Here is a 6,402-nt window from a genome sequence, read left to right on the forward strand (position 1 = left end):
TGCTCGAGGATGGCGTGGCGCACGGCGGGTTCGTCGCCGCCGGCCACGATCAGGGTGTCGATGGTGGCGGGCAGCGCGTCGAGGCTGCGGGTGTCGCCCAGCTGCAGGCCGCTGTTGGTCGACACGGTGCCGCCGTCCGGCGAGGCGATCAGCACCTCGTAGCTGCCGGGGCGCAGCTGCTCGGCCTTGCTGAACACGCTGGCGGGGCCCGCGACGTCGATGGCCTCGACGCCGTCGAACGCGACCAGCACGACGGTGCTGGCAGGAACCGCGGCTTCTTCGTCCTTGTGGGTGGGGGTCGGCATTCCTAAGCTCGGTGCATCGAGGTCATGAAGGGGATTCTCCATGTGGAACGGGCTGCGTGCGCTGCTGTGCGCGAGCATGGCGGCGATCGGGTTGGCGGGATGCGGCACGGGCACGCGCGAGGCGGCGGTGCCGCCCGCCGCGCACGACGAGGCGGCGCTCGCGCGCGACCGGCAAGCCTTCGTCGAGGCCATGAAGCCGCGCCGGCCCGGCCGGCCGGTGATCGCGATGCTGGCGCTCAACGAGGGCACCGAGCTCACCGACCTGTTGCTGCCGCACGCGGTGCTGCAGCGCGCCGAGGTGGCCGAAGTGCGGATCGTGGCGCCGCGCTCGGGCCGGGTCACGCTGTTTCCGGCACTGCAGGTCGAGGGGGCGCAGGACTTCGCCACCTTCGACCGCGCCCATCCCGCGGGCGCCGACTACGTGATCGTGCCCGCGATGGAGCCAGCCGACGCACCCGCGGTGAGGGCCTGGCTGCAACAACAGGCCAGCCGAGGCGCGCGCGTGATCGGCGTGTGCTCGGGCGCGCTCGTGCTCGCGCACGCCGGCCTTCTCGACGGCCGGCGGTTCGCCGGCCACTGGTACGACCGCGGCGCGCTGCGCCAGAGGCCCGGCGCCACGCATGTGCCCGACAGGCGCTACCTGGTCGACCGTGACGTGGCGACGACCACCGGCATCACGGCCTCGGTGCCCGCGACGCTGGCGCTGGTCGAGGCGATCGGCGGGCCCGCGAAGGCGACGGCGATGGCGGCCGAACTCGGCGTGGACGGCTGGGGACCGGCGCATGCGAGCGCGCCCTTCGGCCTCACGACCGGCCGCGGCGCCGAGTACCTGTTCAACAAGACGGCGTTCTGGCGCGGCGAGCGTCGCCGGCTCGAGGTGCGCGACGGTGCCGACGACATCGCGCTCGCGCTGGCCACCGATGCGTGGACGCGCACGGGGCATGTCGATGTCGAGGCGGTCTCGGCCTCGGGCCCGGTGAAGCTGCGCAGCGGTCTCGTGCTGGTGGCCGGCCCCGCCACGCGCGAAGCACGGCTGCTTCCGCTGGTGGCCGCGCTCAAGCCCGTGCAGCAGCTCGACCGCACGCTGTGCGAGATCGCGGGCCGCTTCGGCAACGCGCGGCGCGACTGGGTGATGCAGGAGATGGAGTACCCGCGCACGGCGGCGAACACCGCCTGCGCGTCCTGATCAGCCGGCGTCGGCGGCGATGAAGTTGCGCCCGCGCGCACCGGCCAGCGCCTGCAGGATGCGCTCGCTCCAGTCCGCCTCGGGAATGCCATAGCTCAGCGGATCGACGCTCACGCCCAGCCCCTCGAGAAAGGCGCTCAGCGACGCGACGGCCTGACCGATGTCGTGCGCATCGAACACCGACAGCAGCAGCGCGTCGAGCGCCGGATCGCGCCCGGCCGCGAGCTGCATGATGCGCGGCAGGCTGAACGAACACGCGATGCCGTGCGGCACGCCATGCCGCAGCGTGATGTCGTAGGACAGCGAATGCGCGAGCGCGGTGCGCGTGTTGGAGAACGCCAGGCCGGCCTGCAGCGCCGCGGTGGCCAGGCGCTCGCGCAGCTCGGGCCGGTCGGGCCGCGCCAGCAGCTCGGGCAGCGTGGCGACGATGCTGCGTGCCGCGCTCACGGCCAGACTTGCCGACACCGGGTTGCGGTGCACGTTCCACAGCGACTCGAGCGCATGCGACAGCGCGTCGAGGCCGCTGGCCAGGGTGGCCGCATGCGGCAGGCTCAGCATCAGGTCGGCATCGACGATGGCGGCCTCGGGCCAGGTCCACGGCAGTTGCAGCGACAGCTTGCGCGCGCGCACCTGGTCCCACACGGTGGCCCAGGGCGTGACTTCGCTGCCGGTACCGGCGGTGGTGGGAATGGCCAGCAGTTGCCGGTGCCGCCGGGCCGCGGCCGGCGCGCTGTCCGCGCCTTCGAGCAGTGCGAGCAGTTCGTCGAAGCGCCCGGCCGCGGGGCGCGTGAGCATCACCTTCGCGCAGTCGATCACGCTGCCGCCGCCGAGTGCGATGACGCAGTCGACCTCGGCATGCTCGCGCCACAGCCGTTCGTACATCGGTGCCAGCCAGGCCACGTCGGGGTTCGGCAGCACCTCGGTCTGGACGGCCGCTAGGCGCTCGCCCAGCAGGCCGCGGATGCGATCGACGAGGCCGAGGCCGACCGCCTCGGGGAAGGCGATCAGGATCGCGCGGCGTGCGCCGAGCAGCCCGGGCAGCGCATCGAGCGAGCCGCAGCCGGCATGCACGTCGACGGGGTTGTAGTAGGTCCACATGATGGGTTCGGGAAAGCGGGCGCCACGGCCACGTCGTGCAGCCGGGCGCTCAAGAGAAAGGATCCGCGCGGCCTTCAGTGCCGGCCGCTGTGCTGGATGCGGTGGCGCAATTGGCTCGAGAGCAGGTCGGCCACGATCACCATCACGGTGATCACGATGATGCAGGTGGCGGTCTCCTGGTAGCGGAACAGCTTGAGGCTGCTCACCAGCTCGAAGCCCAGCCCGCCCGCGCCCACCATGCCCAGCACGGTGGCCGAGCGCAGGTTCACCTCGAAGCGGTACAGCACCACGGCGATCCAGGCCGTGACGACCTGCGGCAGCACGCCGAACACGATGACCTGCAGCGGGCGCGCGCCCGTGGCGCGCAGGGCCTCGAGCGGGCCCTGGTCGATCTCCTCGATGGCATCGGCGAAGAACTTGCCGAGCATGCCCGCGCCATGCAACGCGAGCGCCAGCACGCCGGGGAACGGACCGAGCCCCACGGCCGACACGAACACCAGCGCGAGGATCAGCTCGTTGATGCTGCGCACCACGTTGAGGGCCTGGCGCGTGCACTGGTAGACCCAGCGCCGGCTCTGCAGGTTGCGCGCCGCCAGGAAGGACAGCGGAATCGCGGGCAGCACCGCCAGCAGCGTGCCCCAGACGGCGATCTGAATGGTCTCGAGCGCGGGTGCGACCAGGCGGCTCAGGATGTTGGTGTCGGGCGGCATGGTACGGCCCAGGAAATCGAGGATCTGCGGCAGGCCCGCCGCCAGTTCGGACCAACTGAGCTGCGCGCCGCCGGCGCTCCATTGCAATGCCCAGCCGACCACGCACAGGCCGATCAGCAGGTTGAACCAGCCGCGGCGGCTCTCGGGCAGCGGGCCGGTCCAGGCGTATCGGGTCGAGGGGGTGTTCATGCGTGTCCTTCGGTGCGTGCCAGCAGCGGCAGCGGCACGGCCGCCGGGGCGGCGGGCTCCTTGCGGTCGGCCGCGGGCTGCGGCACGTAGATGCGGTCGATGTCCTCGGGGCCCATGGCCTGCGGCGCGCCGTCGAACACGACGCGGCCCTGCGAGAGGCCGACGATGCGGTCGGCGAACTCGCGCGCGTAGTCGACCTGGTGCAGGTTGCACAGCACGGTGATGCCGAGGTCGCGCGAGGCATCGCGCAGGTACTGCAGCACCTTGCGCGAGGTCTGCGGGTCGAGGCTCGCGACCGGCTCGTCGGCCAGGATCAGTCGCGGCTGCTGCGCGAGCGCGCGCGCGATGCCCACGCGCTGCATCTGGCCGCCCGAGAGCGAATCGGTGCGCGCATGGGCCTTGTGCGCGAGGCCCACGCGGCCCAGGCATTCGTGCGCCAGCGCGATGTCGGCGCGGCTGAAGAAATGCAGCACCGAGGCCAGGGTCGACACCGCGCCGAGCCGGCCCGTGAGCACGTTCTTCAGCGCGCTGAGCCGCGGCACCACGTTGTGGTGCTGGAAGATCATGGCCACGCGCTGGCGCAGCGCGCGCGTGTCGGCGCAGTTCACGGCGTCCATGCCGTCGACCCTGAGCTCGCCGCCGTCGGCCAGCGCCAGCCGGTTCACGCAGCGCAGCAGGGTCGACTTGCCGGCGCCCGATTCGCCGAGCACCACCACGAACTCGCCCGCCGCGGCGTCGAGGTCCACCCCGCGCAGCACGGCGTTGTCGCCATAGCGCTTGGTGAGTTGCCGGATGCGGATCACTTCATGCTCCGCAGGTCGAGCTTGAGCACCTTGGCGGTGTCGCGCACGACGTTGTAGGCCGCGTCATTGGTGGGCTGGAAGCCGTTGAGCACGCCCTGGTCGCCCCAGGGCAGGTCCTTCACGTTGGCCAGCGCCTTCGCGATCTTCGCCTTCAGCGCCGGATCGAGGTCCTTGCGCCAGACCATCGGCGACTCGGGGATCGGGTTCGACGACCAGACGATCTCGAGCTCGTCCTGCTTGACCTGGCCCTTGGCGATGGCGCTCGCGAGGATGCGGTCGGCCACGGCGGCGGCATCGACCTTCTTGTTGGCCACGGCCAGGATGCTGGCGTCGTGCGAGCCCGAGAAGATCACGCGGCCGAAGAAGGTCTCGGGGTCGTAGCCGGCCTGCAGCAGGCCCGACTTGGGAAACAGGTGGCCCGAGGCCGAGGTCGGGTCGACGAAGGCGAAGCTGCGGCCCTTGAGGTCGGCGGTCTTGGCGATGCCGCTTTCCTTGCGCGCGATGATCACGCTCTTGTAGGAGCTCTGGCCGGTCTTCTTGGTCACGGCCACCGCGAAGGCTTCCACGTCCGCGACCTGGTTCGCGAGCACGTACGAGAACGGGCCGAGGTAGGCCACGTCGAGCTTCTTGGAGCGCAGCGCCTCGATCACGCCGTTGTAGTCGGTCGCCACGAAGGGCTTGACCGGCATGCCGAGCTGCTGCTGCAGGCTGTCGAGCACCTGGCGGCTGCTCTCGATCATGGCCTGCGAGTCCTCGGCCGGGATCAGCCCGATGGTGAGGGGCTGCGCGGCCAGGGCCGGCAGGGCGGCGACCGCGGAGAGGGCCAGGGCGATCAGGCTGCGGCGCAGGCGAAGGAGGGTGTTCATGGTGGTGTCTGGGAAGGGAAAAGGGACTGGAAGGGACCGGAACGGCAGGCGTCGGCCTGCGACTACCCCAAGGCTAAGAACGCCATGTGACAGGCGCATATCAGATCGATCACGGATTTGTCACGATTCCATTCAAACAATCTATGGATGTCCGCTGCCAAACTCCGCGCCTTCCTCGCCGTCGCCCAGCACGGCAGCTTCAGCGCCGCCGCGCGTGCCGTGGGCCTGAGCCAGCCCACGCTGACCACCCAGGTCCAGGCGCTGGAGCGCCAGCACAAGGTGATGCTGTTCCACCGCCAGGGCCACCGCATCGAGCTCACCAGCGTCGGCGAGCGCCTGCTGCCCATCGCGCGCCAGATCGCGGCGCTCGAGCTCGATTCGTACAACCTGCTGCACGACAGCGGCGACCTGCAGTCGGGCGAGCTCAAGCTCGGCGCGGTCGGCCCCTTCCACGTGATCGAGATGGTCGACGCCTACCGCCGGCGCTATCCGCGGCTCGACGTCTCGATCCGCATGGGCAATTCGTCGTCGGTGTTCAAGGACCTCGAGGAGTACGCGGTCGACATCGGCGTGCTCGCGCGCTTCCACGAGGCGCCGGGCTTCAGCGCGACGCCGTATGCGCGCCATGCGCTGATCCTGTTCGTGCACCGCGACCATCCGTTCGCCAGGCGCGGCGAGATCCGGCTCGAGGAACTGCACGGCCAGCCCATGCTGCAGCGCGAGAGCGGCTCCAGCACGCGGCGCGCGCTCGACGAGGCCTTCGCGCGCGCGGGCGTTCGGCCCAAGCTCGCGATGGAGATCGGCAGCCGCGAGGCGATCCGCGAAGCGGCCGCGCGCGGCATCGGCATCGGCGCGGTCTCCGAGGCCGAGTTCATTCCCGACGCGCGCCTGCGCACCGTGCGCATCGAGGGCGATCCCGCGGTGACGCAGACCTACCTCTACTGCCTGCAGGTGCGGCGCGACAGCCGCGTGCTCGCCTCCTTCTTCGACGTGGCGCTGAAACTGCGCAAGGGGGAGTTCGAAGAGGCAGCGTGAGCCGCGCTCGCACCGATCGATCTGACGAAAAAGCCGACAGGACGAACGAAATACTCATGGGCTTTCGTCTCTGGCACGTCACCCCGCTCTTCTGTAATTCGGCCACTCCACCACCAGAGGCCGATAGACATGCCAGTCGAGCAATGCAGACCCCACGCCCCCGCGGACCGCGCCACGCCGGCGCGCCGCTTCCCTGAATCCACGCGCCGC

General features: G+C 70.9%; 7 protein-coding genes. 2 read left to right on the forward strand and 5 right to left on the reverse strand.

The features are described 5' to 3' along the window. A partial coding sequence (locus AC27VN_RS29185) for a DJ-1/PfpI family protein (protein WP_490878804.1) occupies positions 1–305 on the reverse strand: 305 nt, incomplete at its 3' end. Between the two features lie 40 nt (positions 306–345). Here AC27VN_RS29185 and AC27VN_RS29190 point away from each other — a divergent pair. Further along, positions 346–1,491, forward strand: a complete 1,146-nt coding sequence (locus AC27VN_RS29190) for a DJ-1/PfpI family protein (protein ID WP_490878805.1) — start codon at positions 346–348, stop codon at positions 1,489–1,491. Here the strand turns inward: AC27VN_RS29190 and psrA are convergent, their stop codons facing one another. The 4 genes from psrA to phnD all read right to left on the reverse strand — a co-directional run bounded on the left by psrA (position 1,492) and on the right by phnD (position 5,157). Next, positions 1,492–2,589, reverse strand: coding sequence for an iron-containing alcohol dehydrogenase PsrA (gene psrA / locus AC27VN_RS29195; RefSeq protein WP_490878806.1), 1,098 nt, complete (start codon positions 2,587–2,589; stop codon positions 1,492–1,494). Positions 2,590–2,663: 74 nt separating this feature from the next. After that, entirely contained in the window at positions 2,664–3,488 is an 825-nt protein-coding gene (gene phnE, locus AC27VN_RS29200) for a phosphonate ABC transporter, permease protein PhnE (protein ID WP_203206793.1), read from the reverse strand. Further along, on the reverse strand, positions 3,485–4,291 hold the full coding sequence (gene phnC / locus AC27VN_RS29205; protein ID WP_490878807.1) for a phosphonate ABC transporter ATP-binding protein: 807 nt from the start codon (positions 4,289–4,291) through the stop codon (positions 3,485–3,487). Before phnC ends, phnE begins: the two co-directional genes overlap by 4 nt. Further along, complete coding sequence (gene phnD, locus AC27VN_RS29210; protein WP_490878808.1) at positions 4,288–5,157, reverse strand: phosphonate ABC transporter substrate-binding protein; 870 nt, start codon at positions 5,155–5,157, stop codon at positions 4,288–4,290. Before phnD ends, phnC begins: the two co-directional genes overlap by 4 nt. 147 nt (positions 5,158–5,304) lie before the next feature. On the opposite strand from phnD, the gene AC27VN_RS29215 reads away from it, so the two are divergent. Beyond that, entirely contained in the window at positions 5,305–6,192 is an 888-nt protein-coding gene (locus AC27VN_RS29215; protein WP_490878809.1) for a LysR substrate-binding domain-containing protein, read from the forward strand. Positions 6,193–6,402 lie beyond the last annotated feature (210 nt).

It is taken from the genome of Variovorax sp. 20P10.2.4, from assembly GCF_058244205.1.